Consider the following 14,836-nt stretch of genomic DNA (forward strand, 5'->3'; position numbering starts at 1 on the left):
GATTACTTGTCGCGCAGATAGTCCAGCACAGGCTGCGCACGTTCTTTCGTACGCTGCAGCGATTGCATCACCTCATCACGCGTCGCATGGCGATGCTGCACCTTCTCCGTCGCCTCTTCCGGCACCAGATAGCCCACCAATTGCGAGTTCTTCAGGATCGCCACCGGCTTGCCACCGGAGCGTTCCAGCACCTTATGCGGCTCGCGCAGTTCGGTCATGGTGCAGATATGGTTGGTCAACAGGCGGGTCATGGCGCATCCTTTCAGATGTACCATATATTGCATATTACAATATATATTTCAATATCTACGCCGACTCTGCCAGCCTTGCCTGCCACATTTTCTGAAACGCCGGCCGCGCCTGCGCATCGTCAAGCCATTGGCGGATCGCCGGGAACTGCTCGATCAGGGGCGCGTAGCTCTGCGCATAGCGGATCGTTTCTGCCATATTAATGTCCGCAACCGTGAAGCGTCCCTTGACCAGATGACCATGCCGGGAAATCTGATCGTCGATGACCTTCAGGGGCCGGACGAGACGCTCGGCGGCATTCGCGATAATCGCCTGATCCTCACCATTTTGCTGCTGGCCGCGATCATGAAGGAAAAGCAGGGTCAGGGCGTCGGGTTCGACTGCAGTCGCCGCGTAGAAGCTCCACTGCATCATCCCGGCATCCTCCTCCGCATCTTCAGGACCGAAGGGCGCGCCGTGTTTGCGAGCGAGATACAGGTTGATCGCGTAGGATTCGGACATGACCAGCCCGTCATCCTCGATCACCGGGATGGAACCGGCAGGAGACAGCTTGCGGAAACTGTCGGAATGCGTGTTCAGCGGCGCGTCCGGCGCATCGGGATCGGCCAGACGATACGCCTGTATGACCGGGTTCTGGCGAAACGGCAGCCCGATCTCGTGGCACAGCCAGATGATGCGGGAAGCGCGCGAACGGGTAACGCCGTGGATGGTCAGCATGGGGATCTCCGGCTTGGGTGAGGGCTTGCGGGATGCGTAAAACCTGCCCCGAAAATCAATGATAACTTGATCGAGCGCAAGGTAGCCTTGTCACACACTCGTTACATAAGGCCGAATCTCTTGCCGAAAGGACATTTTATGCCCGACGACACGCCGAATACGGCCATTTCAGCCGAAGAAAAAACACCGGTCTCGCCCGCATTTCCAACCGTCAGCCAGGATCAGGTCCGCGCCGCGTTCGAAAGCGGCCGCTACCCCTATCGCAGAAAGATGGCGCGCAGACGCTATGAGCTGGAGAAAGCCCAGCTTCAGGCCGAATTGCTGAAAGTTCAGAAATGGGCGCAGGACACCGGGCAGCGTTTCGTCATCCTGTTCGAAGGCCGCGATGCCGCTGGCAAGGGCGGCACGATCAAGCGGTTCAACGAACATCTCAATCCACGGCTGGCCCGCGTCATTGCGCTGAACAAGCCCACGGACGAAGAACGTGGGCAGTGGTATTTTCAACGCTATATCAACCACCTGCCAACCTCCGGCGAAATGACATTCTACGACCGCAGCTGGTATAACCGCGCCGGGGTCGAGCGGGTCATGGGGTTCTGTACCGCATCGGAGTATCTGGAATTCATGCGTCAGGCCCCGGAGTTTGAGCGTATGCTGGTCCGCTCCGGCATCCGGCTTTATAAATACTGGTTCTCTGTCACCCGCGAAGAACAGCGCCGCAGGTTCGCCGCGCGCGAGACCGACCCACTGAAGCAATGGAAGCTCAGCCCTATCGACAAGGCCTCGCTCGACAAGTGGGACGAATATACCGAGGCCAAGGAGGCGATGTTCTTCTACACCGATACCGCCGACGCGCCTTGGGTGATTGTCAAGTCGAACGACAAGAAACGGGCCCGGCTGAACTGCATGCGGCATTTCCTGTCGACGCTGGATTATCCCGGCAAGAACCTCGACATCGTGCTGCCCCCCGATCCGCTGATCGTCGGACATGCGAGCCATGTGGTCCACGGCATCACCAATATTATCGATGCGCCGGTCCACCCGGAATCACCGGCTCATCCGCGCCGCCGCAAGGCTGCCGCGAAAGCAAAATCGGAGCCGAAAGCGGACGACGCGTCGCAAAAGGAACCTGCATCATCCGAGGCAGCGAAGCCTGCCGACGAGGCCGCGGCACCAGCGGGGAAAGAGGCTTAACCTCCCCGCCGGTCAAACTCGCCGGTCAAATCCAATCGTCAACGCCTGATCCAGTCAGTTCCGACAGGCTGGTCAGGCCTTGGCGTTCGGCCCGCTGATCCAGACCCTTTGCGATTTCCGCCGCCAGCGAAAACCCGCCATAGATAAGCGCGGAATAGATCTGCACCGCCGTCGCACCGGCGCGCATCTTTTGCCAGGCATCCTCGACGCTGCCTATCCCACCCACACCGATCAGCGGAATATGACCGCCGGTCATACGGTAGAGCCGGGCGAGCACACGGGTCGAGCGCGCAAAAAGCGGACGCCCCGATAGACCGCCGGTTTCGCTGGCCTGAGGGTCGGTCAGGCTCTCGCGGGAAACCGTGGTATTCGTTGCAATGATTGCGTCCACCCCAACCGATTTCGCGACATTCGCGATATCCGCAATTCCGGCGTCATCCAGATCCGGCGCGATTTTCAGAAAGACCGGACGGCGCGCGGGCAGCGCATCACGCGCGGAGATTACACCTGCAAGCAAAGCCGTAAGCGCATCCGCCCCCTGCAAATCGCGCAGTTTTTCGGTATTGGGGGAGGAGACGTTGACGGTCAGGAAGTCTGCGGCCTGTCCGGCGATCCGCACGACCTCCGCGAAATCAGCAGCGCGATCAGGGCTGTCCTTGTTCGCGCCGATATTCAACCCGACCGGAATGCCGCCGGGACGGGCTGCAAGGCGCGCAGCAATTGCCTCGGCCCCGTCATTGTTGAAACCGAAACGATTGATGATCGCGCCGTTCTCGCTCAGTCGGAAAAGACGGGGCTTCGGGTTGCCCGGCTGAGGCCGGGGTGTCGCCGCGCCGCATTCGATGAAACCGAAGCCCGCCCCCATCAGGGCCTGAACCGCGCGTGCATTCTTGTCGTACCCCGCCGCAAGTCCGACCGGGTTTGCAAGATCAAGCCCGGCCAGACGCGTCCGCAATCGGGGAGAGCTGATCGGATCACCGGGTAACGGGACAAGACCAGAACCAAGCGCCTTGATCGAAAGATCATGCGCTTTTTCGGGGTCCATACGGTGTAGCAGCCCCATGCCTGTGCGCTCGATCAGGTTCATTCAAGTTCTCCAATATCATGACCGCCCGGGCCCAGGGGAAGCGGGCGCGACCAGACGACGTCATCCAGTTTCAACGCCCTGTAAAGATGCGGAAACAACAGACCGCCGCGTGACGGTTCCCATTTCAGATCATCCCCCATCCCCGCCGGATCGCAGGCCAGCAGAACCAGACCGCTTTCACCGGCGAAGTGCTTTTCAAGCGTACCGGCCAGCGTGTCTGCGGTCGAAAAATGGACAAAGCCATCGGCCAAATCAACCGGCGCACCGGCGGATATCCCGTCTTGCTGAAGCTGCCGCCATTCTGCGGCGCGAAGGACTTTGAAAATCATCATGCAAAGTGTTTCCGCCGAGCCGCCGTCATGGTCAAGAGCAAGTTACGTCACGGGATTGTTGCAATCCGGCAGTACCAGTTCAGCGTTTGACCTGTCGCGAAACGCGGGTCAAAGTGGCATTTATGTGACGTTTTTATGACACCCCGATCAAGGAGAGTTTCATGTCCAAGACCCGCCTGTTGGCAACCGCAGCAAGCCTCGCCCTGACCGGCGGAATGGCCCACGCCGAATCAGTGCTGCATATTCTTCACACCAATGACTTTCACAGCCGTATCGAGTCGATCAATAAATACGATTCGACCTGTGACGCGGAAACCGAAGAGGCTGGCGAGTGTTTCGGCGGCTCGGCACGTCTGGCAACCAAGATTGCCGAGCTTCGCGCCGAGTTCGAAGCCGCCGGCGAGCCCGTTCTGTTACTGGATGGCGGCGACCAGTTCCAGGGCAGCCTGTTCTACTCGACCTACAAGGGCAAGGCGGCGGCTGAGTTCATGAATACGCTCGGCTATGATGCGATGGCCGTTGGCAATCACGAATTCGATGACGGCCCCGAGGGGCTGGTGGCACTGATCGAGGCCGCAGATTTTCCCGTGCTGTCGGCCAACATAGATGCCAGCCAGTCGAACCTGCTGGCGGATAAGCTGGTCGGTTCCGCCGTTGTCGATCTGGATGGCGAAAAGATCGGGATCGTCGGCGGCACCACGATCAACACGCCTGAGATCAGCTCTCCCGGCGACGCGCTGATCTTTCAGGGTCAGGTTGACGGCATCGCCGCCGATGTCGAGGAGCTGACGGAACAGGGCATCAACAAGATCGTCGCCGTCACACATATCGGCTTTCAGGGCGAACAGGAGCTTGCTGCGAATATTCCGGGCCTCGACGCGGTCGTCGGCGGCCACTCCAACACCTTCTTGTCGAACACCGATGAAAGCGCGGAAGGTCCCTACCCGTTCATGGTCGACGGTGCCGACGGCACGCAGGTGCCCGTTGTTCAGGCATATGCTTACGGCAAATATCTCGGCCACCTGAAGCTGACTTTCGACAACGACGGCAAGGTGATTGCGGCTGAGGGTGAGCCGATCCTGATCGACAATTCGGTCGAGCCGGACGCAGAGGTCGCCGCACGCATCGCGGAACTCGGCGCGCCGATTGAGGAACTCAAGACCCGGATCGTCGCCGAAACCGCCGTGCCGATCGGCGCCGATCGCGTCGATTGCCGGGCCAAGGAATGCGTCATGGGTTCGCTTGTCGCGGATGCGATGCTCGACCGGGTGAAGGAACAGGGCATTCAGATCGCCATCCAGAACGGCGGCGGCCTGCGCGCCTCCATCGACGCAGGCCCGATCTCGATGGGTGAGGTGATTTCCGTTCTGCCGTTCCAGAACACGCTGTCGACCTTCCTGCTGAAAGGCGAGGATGTGGTCGCTGCCTTGGAAAACGGTGCCAGCCAGATCGAGGAGGGTGCGGGCCGTTTCGCACAGGTTGCCGGTCTGAAATACACCGTCGATCCCGCGGCGGAGGCCGGAAGCCGGATCAGCGACGTTCAGGTGATGATGGACGGCGCATGGACCGCGATTGATCCGCAGGCGGAGTATGGCGTGGTGTCGAACAATTACATGCGCAGCGGCGGCGATGGCTATGACGTTTTCGCGGTCAACGGCATGAAGGCGTATGATTTTGGCCCGGATCTGGCGGATGTTCTGGCCGAATACCTGATCCAGCAAGGACCGGATTTCGAGCCCGCAACCGATGGCCGGATTACTGTCCTGGGTGATGCAGGCGATGATGCTTCCGCCGAGACCGGCGAAAATGCTGACGGTGGAGAGGCCGCAGCGGAATAACCACTTCGCATGAGGCCATCGACGAAGCAGACCGGCCCGTAACCAACGGGCCGGTTCTTCGTTACACCGCCAGCGGCAGATCGTTCATGATATGCTGCCGCGTCAGTTCCCTGATCTGCTTTCCCGACATGAACGGACGCGCCGGGGGCGGAAGCGGTTGGCCAGCCTCGATCAATCCGGGAAACAGGGCGCGAAGCTCACTCCGCGCTGCCGCACCAAGGGATTTCAGCGCCATCGGCCCCGTGTAAAGCGATTCAGTCCAGCAGCCGTTAGATCGCACGATCTCATGCCGCTCGAACAGCAGGTGGTGATAGCCGACGCCGTTCGCCGGGTCCATGACCTCGATACCCGGCAAACCGCAGAGATGCTTCGCCGGAACAAGCGCCTCCTCCGCCCCGATCAGACGCCGCGCGATACGCGATGTCACCAGCACCCGATGCTGCGGCGAGACCAGCAAGTTCTGCTGCGGCATACCGGGACCAAGCGCACCCGCCCGGATCAAAATCGGACGCAGATTTGGCGAGAGATCGAGATGCCTTGGGGTCAGGTGACGAAACGCAACCCAACTCAACCGGCGAAACCCGCCATCTTTGGTGAGGATCAGATCGCCTTCACGCAGAGCCTCTACCGGACGCGGACCGTCATCCGTGTCGATCAGCGTTCCCGTGACGAAACAAGGCGGGGAAAGATATCCGGGTGGGATAGCCGTCTCCGCAACCTCCAGCGACGTCGAGTTATCCCTTGAGGACCGCTGATACATCTGCTGCGGGTCGAAGGGGATCGGATTGTCTTTCGTGGTGATGATGAAGATGGTCTTGTTCTCACCGACCAAGGTAGGGTTAAGTGCCTTATCCGTCGCGACATGCGGAACGATGGCCCTGTAATAGACCTCCTCGCCACGCAGCTTCATGCGCGTTGCACTAAAACGCCTTAAGGCGAGCACCGTTCCCGCCTCTATGATCTTGCCGCTCAGGTCGAGATCGACCAGCAGCTTTTGCCCGGCACCGCCCGCGATATCTGTCTCACCAAACGCGCCGTCGGGGTCATCGAGATAGATGACACTGTGCTTCGCATCGGCAAAGCTGAACGCGTCAGTGGTCGGGGGCCAATAGATGTAATGGAACCGTATCGGCAACGGGTTCTCAAAAGTAAGCACGTCGATTCGGTAAGCCATCTTCGGAAAACTGCACCTGAAAAGTTCTGACCCGAGCACATAAGCGGAAGAAGGTTAACCAATGGTTTACCGGATCAAATTCCGTCAGCTTCCGCTTACGAAACGCCCCGACTGGTGCTAGCCTCGCCTCAAAGCAAACGACGGAGGTTGAGATGAAGCTGACCTGGCTGGGCCATGCGAGCTGGCGACTGGAAATCGAGCAGGCGGTGATCCTGATCGACCCTTGGCTGGAGGGAAATCCGGCTTTCCCCGACGACTGCCGGGCGGAGGCGATCAAGGATGCTACGCATATTCTGATCACCCACGGTCACGGGGATCACGCCTCCGAAGCCGTCGCGCTGGCGAAAGAGCTGCAAATCCCCGTGGTCGGAATTTTCGACCTGATGTCCGCCTGGGAGGGCAGGCACGGGCTCGACATTGTCGGCTTCAACAAGGGCGGCACGGTCGATCTGGGCGGTGCAAAGGTAACGATGGTGGAGGCGGCGCATTCCTCGTCCTACGCAGGCGACGACGGGATGCCGGTCTATGCCGGTCGCGAAGCGGGATACATGATCGCAGGCGAAGGCAAGACGATCTACCATTCCGGCGATACCGATATCATGGCCGATATGGACTGGATGGGCGATTTCCATAAGCCCGAAATCGGCATTCTCTGCGTCGGCGGTCATTTCACGATGGACCCGGAACGTGCGGCCTACGCGGCGAAACGATATTTCAATTTCGACAGCATCATCTGCTCTCACTACAAGACCTTCCCGCTGATCGATCCCGACATCGCGCCGCTCAAGGCGCTCGGCGTGAAGGTGATCGAACCCGTCATCATGGAAAGCTTCACGCCCTGACCGCGTGGATCGGCATGCCGGGATTGTGCAGGCCCGGAGACCATCTCCGTCTGCACGATCCTTGCGGCCCCAGCACGACACGGGTAAAGCGTCGGTCAAGCGAAAGGACCAACCATGTCGATCACCGAAGACGAGGCGCGAAAGGTCGCCCATCTGGCCCGGATTGCGGTCGAAGATTCCCATCTTCCCGCGCTCGCGGCGGAGCTGAACAATATCCTGCACTTCATGGAGCAGCTCAATGAAGTCGATGTCGAGGGTGTCGAGCCCATGACCGGCGTCACGCCGATGCGGCTGAAACGGCGCGAGGATGTCGTGACCGATGGCGGCTATCCCGAGAAGGTGCTGGCCAACGCCCCGGATGCCCGCGAAGGGTTCTTTGCCGTGCCGAAGGTGGTGGAATGAGCGATCTGAACCAACTGACCATCGCAGAGGCGCGTGACGCCCTGCAAGCAGGCAAGCTGTCCTCCGTCGAACTGACCGATGCCTGTCTGAGCGCGGTCGAGGGCTCGGCTCCGCTGAACGCCTTCGTCCACAACACGCCCGATCTGGCGCGCGAGATGGCCAAGGCCGCCGATCAGCGCATCCGTGCTGGCGATGGCGCACCGATGACAGGTATTCCGCTGGGGGTGAAGGATCTGTTCTGCACCCGTGGTGTGGCCACCCAAGCGGCGAGCCGCATCCTTGAAGGGTTCAGCCCGCAATATGAATCGACCGTGACGCAGAATCTCTGGAACGCAGGCGCGGTTATGCTCGGCAAGCTGAACATGGACGAATTCGCCATGGGCTCCAGCAACGAAACCAGCATTTACGGCAAGGCGGTGAACCCGTGGAAAGCGGGCGACAAGGAGTTGACGCCGGGCGGTTCCTCAGGCGGCTCGGCGGCGGCTGTGGCGGCGGATCTGTGTCTTGCCGCAATCGGCACCGACACCGGCGGCTCGATCCGTCAGCCTGCGGCATTTACCGGCACGGTTGGGCTGAAGCCGACCTATGGGCGGATCAGCCGCTGGGGGACGATTGCCTTTGCCTCGTCGCTGGATCAGGCCGGCCCGATGACCAAGACGGTGCGCGACGCCGCGATCATGCTGGGCGCGATGGCCTCGGTCGATGACAAGGATTCCACCTCCGCCGAAATCGACGTGCCGGATTACGAGGCCGCGCTGACCGGCGATATCCGTGGCAAGAAGATCGGCATTCCGCGCGAATATCGCATGGACGGCATGCCAGCGGAAATCGACGCGCTGTGGCAGAAGGGTGCCGATATGCTGCGCGATGCGGGGGCTGAGATCGTGGAAATCAGCCTGCCGCACACGAAATACGCCCTGCCTGCCTATTATGTGATCGCGCCCGCCGAGGCGTCCTCCAACCTCGCCCGCTACGACGGCGTCCGCTATGGCCGCCGCGCCAAGCTCGGGCAAGGCGATGGCATTGTCGAGATGTACGAGAAAACCCGTGCCGAGGGTTTCGGTGCGGAGGTGCAGCGCCGCGTCATGATCGGCACCTATGTGCTGTCGGCGGGGTTCTATGACGCTTATTATAACCGCGCCCGCCGCGTTCGCGCGCTCATTAAGCGGGATTTCGATCAGGCCTATGCGGACGGGGTCGATGCGATCCTGACACCGGCCACGCCGTCTGCAGCCTTCGGTCTGGGGGAGATGCAGGGCAAGGACCCGGTCGAGATGTATCTCAACGACGTCTTTACGGTGACGGTCAATCTAGCCGGATTACCGGGCATCTCGGTCCCCGTCGGGCTGGACGCAAATGGCCTGCCGCTTGGTCTGCAACTGATCGGCCGGCCGTTCGAGGAGGGAGACCTCCTCAATCACGCCTATGTTCTGGAGCGCGCCGCAGGTTTCTCTGGCAAACCGGAGCGCTGGTGGTAATTTCGCCTAAGGAGGGCGTTTGATGAGGAAATCGCTTTTGTTGACGGCATGTGTCCTGGCCCTGTCAGGCTGCATCGAGGGCAATCGCGTCCTCGACGACCGGAATTACGGGATGGACCCGGAAACGGAATACGGGAAATACCAGATTGCCCGTGAAGCTGCGCTGACCGGCGAAGGCCCGGTTCCGCAGATGGTGCCGAAGGCACGACCTTTGAAAGCCCCGACGGCAGACGAAATCGAAGGCCCGACCGCACTCCAGATTGCCGAGCGTGAAGCGGCCATCGTGACCGCCCGCACAACGTCGGCAATCACCGGACAGCCCGCCTATGTCGAAACCTCGCCCACAGTACCCGACGTGGTCGCACGACCCGCCGGAAGCGGAACCGGCGGAACCGTTGTCCGGCGCTCGGGCCGGGGTGGCGGCGGCTATTACGATCCCGATACCGGCCAACGACTGCCGTCAGCACCGGCACAGCGGAGCACCGCACCTCAGGCGCAGGTCGCGCCTGCAGCAGCACCGCAACCGGCACAGACGTCGCAAAACACCCGCACCGATGCGCTGACCCACTACGCATTCGCACAAACACAGGCCCCGGGAACCGGCGTCTATACCCGCAGCGGCGGCTCCTCGGCGGAGGCAGCGCGCGCCTGCGCCCGCTTCCCAAATGCCAATGCCGCACAGCTCATGTTCCTCTCCGCCGGGGGGCCACAGGACGATCCTTACGGTCTCGACCCGGATGGCGACGGTTTTGTCTGCGGCTGGGACCCTGCCCCTTATCGCGTCGAACAGCTTTGACGCAAACACACTGCGCCTTCCTCACCCTGGGCCAAATATCCCGGGGTGAGGCCCGGCACGGGCCGAGGGGCAGCGCCCCTTGCAAAACCACCAAAACATGACCCTCCCAAGTCCGAACCACGGCGAACGCCGCAACGATGCGCGTCCGGAACTGATCGTCATCCACTACACCGGCATGGCCGACTGCGCGTCGGCCCGCGCCCGGCTCTGCGATCCGGCGGCGGAAGTCAGCGCGCATTGGCTCATTGACGAGGACGGCACGACAGAGGCGCTCGTCCGGGAAGAACGGCGGGCATGGCATGCCGGGGCCGGTTCTTGGCTGGGGCAGGACGATGTCAACTCACGCTCCATCGGGATCGAGCTTGCCAATCCCGGCAACCGCCCCTTCGCCGCCGCCCAGATCGACGCGCTCGAAGACCTGCTGCGCGGGATCATGGAACGCTGGCAGATCGGCCCGGCGGGGGTGATCGGCCATTCCGACATGGCACCGGGCCGGAAATTCGATCCCGGCCCGCGTTTCGACTGGGCGCGGCTGGCACGGCAGGGCCTCGCCCTGCATCCTGACACCCAGGGACCCGATGAACCGCTTGCCGCGAGCCTGACCACAATCGGTTATCCCGAAACCGACCCTGAGACGCGTCTCGCCGCCTTTCGGCTTCGCTTTCGCCCGGGTGCAACGGGTGCGGAAGATCAGGCTGACCGGCGCATTGCGGCGGCAGCGGCGGAACTCTTTACCGCCAATCGCTGAATCACTTGCCACCCGGGCGCGGCGCGGCTAAGCGCGCCGCATGGACCTTGCGCGCTATCGCCCTCATCTGCTTGCGACCTTGTCGCTCGGCCTGCCGCTTGTCGGCGGGCATCTGGCGCGTATGGGGATCAATATCACCGATACGGTGATGGTGGGGAAATACGGGGTCGAGGAACTGGCCGCGCTCGTCATCGCGACCTCGGTCCTGTTCATCCTGATGATGCTCGGCTCCGGCTACGGCATCGGCGTGCTGGGATTGCTGGCCACCGCCAATGCCCGGAACGACACGACAGAGATACGCCGTGCAACCCGGATGGCGCTCTGGCTGTCGGCCATACACGCCATCGTCGTCATGCCGGTGCTGTGGTTCGCCGGGCCAATCCTGCTCGCCCTCGGTCAGACGGAGACGGTGTCGGAGCTGTCCCAGCAATATCTGCGAATCGCGGGCTGGGGCGTGGGTGCGACGCTCTGGGCAATGGCGCTGAATTCCTACCTCGCCGCGATGGAGCGCACGCAGGTGGTGCTGTGGCTGACCGTCGCCGGGATCCCGCTTAACATTCTGTTCAACTGGGTGCTGATCTTCGGCAATCTCGGCGCGCCGGAGATGGGCGTGCGCGGTGCCGCCATCGCATCTATCCTGACGCAATATCTGTCACTGGCCGCGATCCTCGCCTATGCGCTCTGGCTGCCGCAGGCCCGACCGATCTCGCTCATGCAGCGTTTCTGGCGCGCTGACTGGCCCGCATTTCGCGCGATTTTCTGGCTCGGCCTGCCGGTCGGGCTGACCCTCGTGGCCGAGGTTGGCATGTTTGTCGGCACAAATATCATGATGGGCTGGTTCGGCACCAAGGAGCTTGCGGCACATGGGATCGCGCTACAACTGGCCTCGATCGCGTTCATGTTTCATCTGGGCATGTCGAACGCCGGCACAATTCGCGCCGGTCGCGCACGGGGCCTAGGGGACGCGACAATGCTGCGCGACGCCGCCGCCACGGTGATTTTCCTGTCGGTGGTGTTCGGCATTCTGACCAGCCTGTCGTTCATTTTCCTGCCCGATCCGATGATCGCGCTCTATCTGAAAGCAGACGATCCCGAAGCGCCCGCGATCATGGAGATCGCTGTCGGACTGATGTTCTGGGCCGCTCTGTTCCAGCTTGTCGACGCTTTGCAGGTTCAGGGGCTGGGCCTGCTTCGCGGCGTGCAGGATACGCGCGTGCCGATGTACTACGCCGCCTTCAGCTACTGGATCATCGGCCTGCCCGCTGCCTATCTGTTTGCGTTCCCGCTGGGCTTCGGTCCGCCGGGGCTTTGGGTCGGGCTGATGGCCGGGCTCGGCGTTGCCTCGTTCCTGATGATGCACCGGTTCTACAACGGATTGGCGCGAGGGGTCTGGACCCGCGAGGGCGAGCCGGGATAGGTTTGCAGCGTAATCAGAAAGAGGCCACCCATGCGCCCCGTCTTCGTCCAGTTCCGCTGCGCCCCCGGACAGACCTACAGCGTCGCGGATGCGATATATGACCGCGAAATCGTGTCGGAACTGTATTCGACCTCTGGTGAATATGACCTTCTGGCCAAGGTCTACATCCCCGAGGATGAGGATGTCGGGCGGTATCTCAATGAAAACCTGTTCGATATTCAGGGCATCGTCCGCACATTGACCACGATGACCTTCAAGGCGTTCTGAGGCCGCGCGGCCAAATCGTCTTGGGTTAATTGCCTGAGCGGTAATCGCCGCCCCTCTTTCACTTCGCGCGCGCAACCTTTAGGTTTCAGGGCGAATTGAAATGGTGGACGCATGTCGTTTTTCTCGAAGCTGCGTGAGCGGCTGAACAAATCATCGTCCAAGATTGGACAAGGCCTCGACGATCTGGTGGGCGAAGGCGCTGCCGGTGAAGAAAACGCCGCAGCGCAGGAAACCACAGTTCAGGAAACCGCGCCGGAGCCGGTCCTGCCGGTGACGCCCCCTGCCCCTCCAGCCGATCCGGCGCCGACTTCCCCGCCCCAACCCCAACAACCAGCAGAAGCAGACCGCAAGCCCGGCCTGATGGGTCGCTTGTTCGGCGGCGGAACGGCGGCCCCGGCAGAGCCCCGCAGGGAACTTGACGATGCGATGCTGGAAGAGCTGGAGGATACGCTGGTCGCCGCCGATATGGGCGTGGATACCGCGCTACGCGTTACCGCCAATATCGCCGAGGGCCGGATGGGTCGGCGTATTTCCGCGACCGAACTCAAGACCCTGCTGGCCGATGAGATCACCCGGATCATGACGCCGGTCGCCCGCCCCTTGCCGCTTTATCCCAAAACGCCGCAGGTGGTGCTGGTGGTGGGCGTGAACGGCTCAGGCAAGACCACGACCATCGGCAAGCTTGCCAGCCAGTTCAAAGCGGCGGGCAAGCATGTGGTGATCGCGGCGGGCGATACGTTCCGCGCGGCAGCGGTCGAGCAGCTTCAGGTCTGGGGTCAACGCGCCGGTGTGCCGGTGATGACAGCGCCCGAAGGCTCCGACCCCGCAAGCCTCGCCTTCGACGCCATGACCAAGGCGGAGGCCGAGGGCGCGGACCTGCTGATGATCGACACCGCAGGCCGCCTGCAAAACCGCGCCGATCTGATGGAGGAACTGGCGAAGATCGTCCGCGTCATCCGCAAGAAAGACCCTTCCGCGCCGCATAACACCCTGCTGGTGCTGGATGCGACGACAGGTCAGAACGCGCTGTCACAGGTGGAGACCTTCCGTAACCTGGCCGATGTCTCCGGGCTGGTGATGACAAAGCTTGACGGCACGGCGCGCGGCGGCGTCCTCGTGGCATTGGCGGACAAGTTCGGCCTGCCGATACATGCGATTGGCGTGGGTGAGCAGATCGACGATCTCGACGCCTTCGAGCCGGGTGACTTCGCCCGCGCCCTTGTCGGTCTCTGATGGCGGGGCGCGTTCCACCTGTCGCGGCCTTCGCTGGCGTCGCGCTGTTTCCGGCTGTCTTGCTGATCTGGGGGGCGAGTGCCGGGGGATGGCCGCTCTGGTCCGGGTTCCTGTGGATGGCACTGGCCGCACCCGCAGCGGACACGATCATCGCGCGTGGTTTCGGCGATGCGGATGAGAGCGCCGAATTTCCGCTGGCCGATCCGGCGTCAATCCTGCTCGCGATTGCGCATTTCACCCTGCTGATCACGGCGCTTGCGGCGTTTTCCACCGATCATCTGAGTGGTTGGGAGCGTATCGCACTGTTCCTTGGTGCAGGGATGTTTTTCGGGCAGGTGTCGAACTCCAACGCGCATGAATTGATCCATCGCGGCAGTCGCGGCCTGTTCAGACTTGGCGCAGCGGTCTATGTCAGCCTGCTGTTCGGCCACCATGTCAGCGCACACAGGCTGGTGCATCACGTCTACGTCGCGACCGATGCAGACCCTAATTCCGCCCGTTTGGGCGAGAGCTTCTGGCGCTTCTTCCCTAGGGCCTGGTTCGGATCGTTCCGATCCGGACTGGCCGAAGAACGGAAACGGGCCGAGCGCAGCGGGAGGGTAAATCCCTATCTGCTCTGGGTCGGCGGAAGCCTGATCCTGATCGCCGTGGTCTTTCTGGTTTTCGGGCCCCGGGCCACCTTGGATTACCTTGCGATTTGCCTGTACGCCCAGATGCAACTCATGCTGTCGGACTACGTCCAGCATTACGGCCTGCGCAGAGGCGAGACGTCCGGGCGCACGGAGCCTGTCGGCGCGCGTCATAGCTGGGACGCGCCGCACCCGCTGTCGTCGCTTGCGATGGTCAATGCGCCGCGCCATTCGGATCACCACGCGCACCCGTCACGCATCTATCCTTCGCTGCGGCTGAACCCGGAGAACCCGCGTCCGATGCTGCCTTACTCACTGCCGGTTATGGGCGCGATAGCGATGGTGCCGCCGCTTTGGGAACGGATGATGGACAAGCGTGTGGCAAAGATGATGACAGAGCCGGTTCCGCAGGAACACCCGCTCGGGACATAAT

The 14,836-nt window shown here is 62.0% G+C and carries 16 protein-coding genes; 11 read left to right on the top strand and 5 right to left on the bottom strand.

Annotation, left to right across the window (positions count from 1 at the left end):
• Window positions 1-2 precede the first annotated feature (2 nt).
• On the bottom strand, window positions 3-251 hold the full coding sequence (locus PAF12_RS10080; RefSeq protein ID WP_271106801.1) for a hypothetical protein: 249 nt from the start codon (window positions 249-251) through the stop codon (window positions 3-5).
• Window positions 252-306: 55 nt separating this feature from the next.
• A complete protein-coding gene (locus PAF12_RS10085) occupies window positions 307-966 on the bottom strand; it encodes a glutathione S-transferase family protein (RefSeq protein WP_271106802.1) in 660 nt (219 codons plus the stop codon).
• Window positions 967-1,104: 138 nt separating this feature from the next.
• Between PAF12_RS10085 and ppk2 the strand changes: the two genes are divergently transcribed.
• Complete coding sequence (gene ppk2 / locus PAF12_RS10090) at window positions 1,105-2,160, top strand: polyphosphate kinase 2 (RefSeq protein ID WP_271106803.1); 1,056 nt, start codon at window positions 1,105-1,107, stop codon at window positions 2,158-2,160.
• 25 nt (window positions 2,161-2,185) lie between these two features.
• Here ppk2 and PAF12_RS10095 read toward each other — a convergent pair whose 3' ends face one another.
• Together PAF12_RS10095 and PAF12_RS10100 are read right to left on the bottom strand one after the other, a co-directional pair.
• The gene (locus tag PAF12_RS10095) at window positions 2,186-3,247 is read right to left on the bottom strand and encodes a quinone-dependent dihydroorotate dehydrogenase (RefSeq protein ID WP_271106804.1); all 1,062 of its coding nucleotides are present in this window, start codon (window positions 3,245-3,247) and stop codon (window positions 2,186-2,188) included.
• Window positions 3,244-3,579 (bottom strand): DUF952 domain-containing protein, encoded by a 336-nt coding sequence (locus PAF12_RS10100; protein WP_271106805.1) that lies wholly within the window; start codon window positions 3,577-3,579, stop codon window positions 3,244-3,246. Before PAF12_RS10100 ends, PAF12_RS10095 begins: the two co-directional genes overlap by 4 nt.
• A 161-nt stretch (window positions 3,580-3,740) precedes the next feature.
• Between PAF12_RS10100 and PAF12_RS10105 the strand changes: the two genes are divergently transcribed.
• Complete coding sequence (locus PAF12_RS10105; protein WP_271106806.1) at window positions 3,741-5,417, top strand: bifunctional UDP-sugar hydrolase/5'-nucleotidase; 1,677 nt, start codon at window positions 3,741-3,743, stop codon at window positions 5,415-5,417.
• Between the two features lie 61 nt (window positions 5,418-5,478).
• Here the strand turns inward: PAF12_RS10105 and PAF12_RS10110 are convergent, their stop codons facing one another.
• Complete coding sequence (locus tag PAF12_RS10110; protein WP_271106807.1) at window positions 5,479-6,591, bottom strand: Hint domain-containing protein; 1,113 nt, start codon at window positions 6,589-6,591, stop codon at window positions 5,479-5,481.
• A 152-nt stretch (window positions 6,592-6,743) separates the two neighbouring features.
• Here PAF12_RS10110 and PAF12_RS10115 point away from each other — a divergent pair, with 152 nt between their 5' ends.
• The 9 genes from PAF12_RS10115 to PAF12_RS10155 all read left to right on the top strand — a co-directional run bounded on the left by PAF12_RS10115 (window position 6,744) and on the right by PAF12_RS10155 (window position 14,835).
• A complete protein-coding gene (locus PAF12_RS10115; RefSeq protein ID WP_271106808.1) occupies window positions 6,744-7,433 on the top strand; it encodes a metal-dependent hydrolase in 690 nt (229 codons plus the stop codon).
• A gap of 114 nt (window positions 7,434-7,547) precedes the next feature.
• Window positions 7,548-7,835 carry an Asp-tRNA(Asn)/Glu-tRNA(Gln) amidotransferase subunit GatC gene (gene gatC / locus PAF12_RS10120; protein ID WP_271106809.1) on the top strand — a complete coding sequence of 96 codons (288 nt, stop codon included), beginning with the start codon at window positions 7,548-7,550 and terminating at the stop codon, window positions 7,833-7,835.
• Window positions 7,832-9,313: an Asp-tRNA(Asn)/Glu-tRNA(Gln) amidotransferase subunit GatA gene (gene gatA, locus PAF12_RS10125; RefSeq protein WP_271106810.1), complete on the top strand. Its 1,482-nt coding sequence runs from the start codon at window positions 7,832-7,834 to the stop codon at window positions 9,311-9,313. Before gatC ends, gatA begins: the two co-directional genes overlap by 4 nt.
• Before the next feature lie 22 nt (window positions 9,314-9,335).
• Window positions 9,336-10,109, top strand: a complete 774-nt coding sequence (locus PAF12_RS10130) for a hypothetical protein (RefSeq protein ID WP_271106811.1) — start codon at window positions 9,336-9,338, stop codon at window positions 10,107-10,109.
• Between the two features lie 97 nt (window positions 10,110-10,206).
• Window positions 10,207-10,857, top strand: a complete 651-nt coding sequence (locus PAF12_RS10135; RefSeq protein WP_271106812.1) for an N-acetylmuramoyl-L-alanine amidase — start codon at window positions 10,207-10,209, stop codon at window positions 10,855-10,857.
• 40 nt (window positions 10,858-10,897) lie between these two features.
• Window positions 10,898-12,274: an MATE family efflux transporter gene (locus tag PAF12_RS10140; RefSeq protein WP_271106813.1), complete on the top strand. Its 1,377-nt coding sequence runs from the start codon at window positions 10,898-10,900 to the stop codon at window positions 12,272-12,274.
• A 30-nt stretch (window positions 12,275-12,304) separates the two neighbouring features.
• The gene (locus PAF12_RS10145) at window positions 12,305-12,541 is read left to right on the top strand and encodes an Lrp/AsnC ligand binding domain-containing protein (protein WP_271106814.1); all 237 of its coding nucleotides are present in this window, start codon (window positions 12,305-12,307) and stop codon (window positions 12,539-12,541) included.
• Window positions 12,542-12,652: 111 nt separating this feature from the next.
• Window positions 12,653-13,774 carry a signal recognition particle-docking protein FtsY gene (ftsY, locus tag PAF12_RS10150; protein WP_271106815.1) on the top strand — a complete coding sequence of 374 codons (1,122 nt, stop codon included), beginning with the start codon at window positions 12,653-12,655 and terminating at the stop codon, window positions 13,772-13,774.
• Window positions 13,774-14,835, top strand: coding sequence for an alkane 1-monooxygenase (locus PAF12_RS10155; RefSeq protein ID WP_271106816.1), 1,062 nt, complete (start codon window positions 13,774-13,776; stop codon window positions 14,833-14,835). The genes ftsY and PAF12_RS10155 overlap by 1 nt, the downstream gene beginning before the upstream one ends.
• Window position 14,836: the final 1 nt, after the last annotated feature.

It is taken from the genome of Paracoccus sp. SCSIO 75233 (assembly GCF_027912675.1).
Lineage (GTDB): Bacteria > Pseudomonadota > Alphaproteobacteria > Rhodobacterales > Rhodobacteraceae > Paracoccus.

Bases quoted from the DNA above. Each gene is read 5' to 3' on its own strand.
- PAF12_RS10080 (WP_271106801.1), bottom strand. From the start codon at position 251: ATGACCCGCCTGTTGACCAACCATATCTGCACCATGACCGAACTGCGC.
- PAF12_RS10085 (WP_271106802.1), bottom strand. From the start codon at position 966: ATGCTGACCATCCACGGCGTTACCCGTTCGCGCGCTTCCCGCATCATC.
- ppk2 (WP_271106803.1), top strand. From the start codon at position 1,105: ATGCCCGACGACACGCCGAATACGGCCATTTCAGCCGAAGAAAAAACA.
- PAF12_RS10095 (WP_271106804.1), bottom strand. From the start codon at position 3,247: ATGAACCTGATCGAGCGCACAGGCATGGGGCTGCTACACCGTATGGAC.
- PAF12_RS10100 (WP_271106805.1), bottom strand. From the start codon at position 3,579: ATGATGATTTTCAAAGTCCTTCGCGCCGCAGAATGGCGGCAGCTTCAG.
- PAF12_RS10105 (WP_271106806.1), top strand. From the start codon at position 3,741: ATGTCCAAGACCCGCCTGTTGGCAACCGCAGCAAGCCTCGCCCTGACC.
- PAF12_RS10110 (WP_271106807.1), bottom strand. From the start codon at position 6,591: ATGGCTTACCGAATCGACGTGCTTACTTTTGAGAACCCGTTGCCGATA.
- PAF12_RS10115 (WP_271106808.1), top strand. From the start codon at position 6,744: ATGAAGCTGACCTGGCTGGGCCATGCGAGCTGGCGACTGGAAATCGAG.
- gatC (WP_271106809.1), top strand. From the start codon at position 7,548: ATGTCGATCACCGAAGACGAGGCGCGAAAGGTCGCCCATCTGGCCCGG.
- gatA (WP_271106810.1), top strand. From the start codon at position 7,832: ATGAGCGATCTGAACCAACTGACCATCGCAGAGGCGCGTGACGCCCTG.
- PAF12_RS10130 (WP_271106811.1), top strand. From the start codon at position 9,336: ATGAGGAAATCGCTTTTGTTGACGGCATGTGTCCTGGCCCTGTCAGGC.
- PAF12_RS10135 (WP_271106812.1), top strand. From the start codon at position 10,207: ATGACCCTCCCAAGTCCGAACCACGGCGAACGCCGCAACGATGCGCGT.
- PAF12_RS10140 (WP_271106813.1), top strand. From the start codon at position 10,898: ATGGACCTTGCGCGCTATCGCCCTCATCTGCTTGCGACCTTGTCGCTC.
- PAF12_RS10145 (WP_271106814.1), top strand. From the start codon at position 12,305: ATGCGCCCCGTCTTCGTCCAGTTCCGCTGCGCCCCCGGACAGACCTAC.
- ftsY (WP_271106815.1), top strand. From the start codon at position 12,653: ATGTCGTTTTTCTCGAAGCTGCGTGAGCGGCTGAACAAATCATCGTCC.
- PAF12_RS10155 (WP_271106816.1), top strand. From the start codon at position 13,774: ATGGCGGGGCGCGTTCCACCTGTCGCGGCCTTCGCTGGCGTCGCGCTG.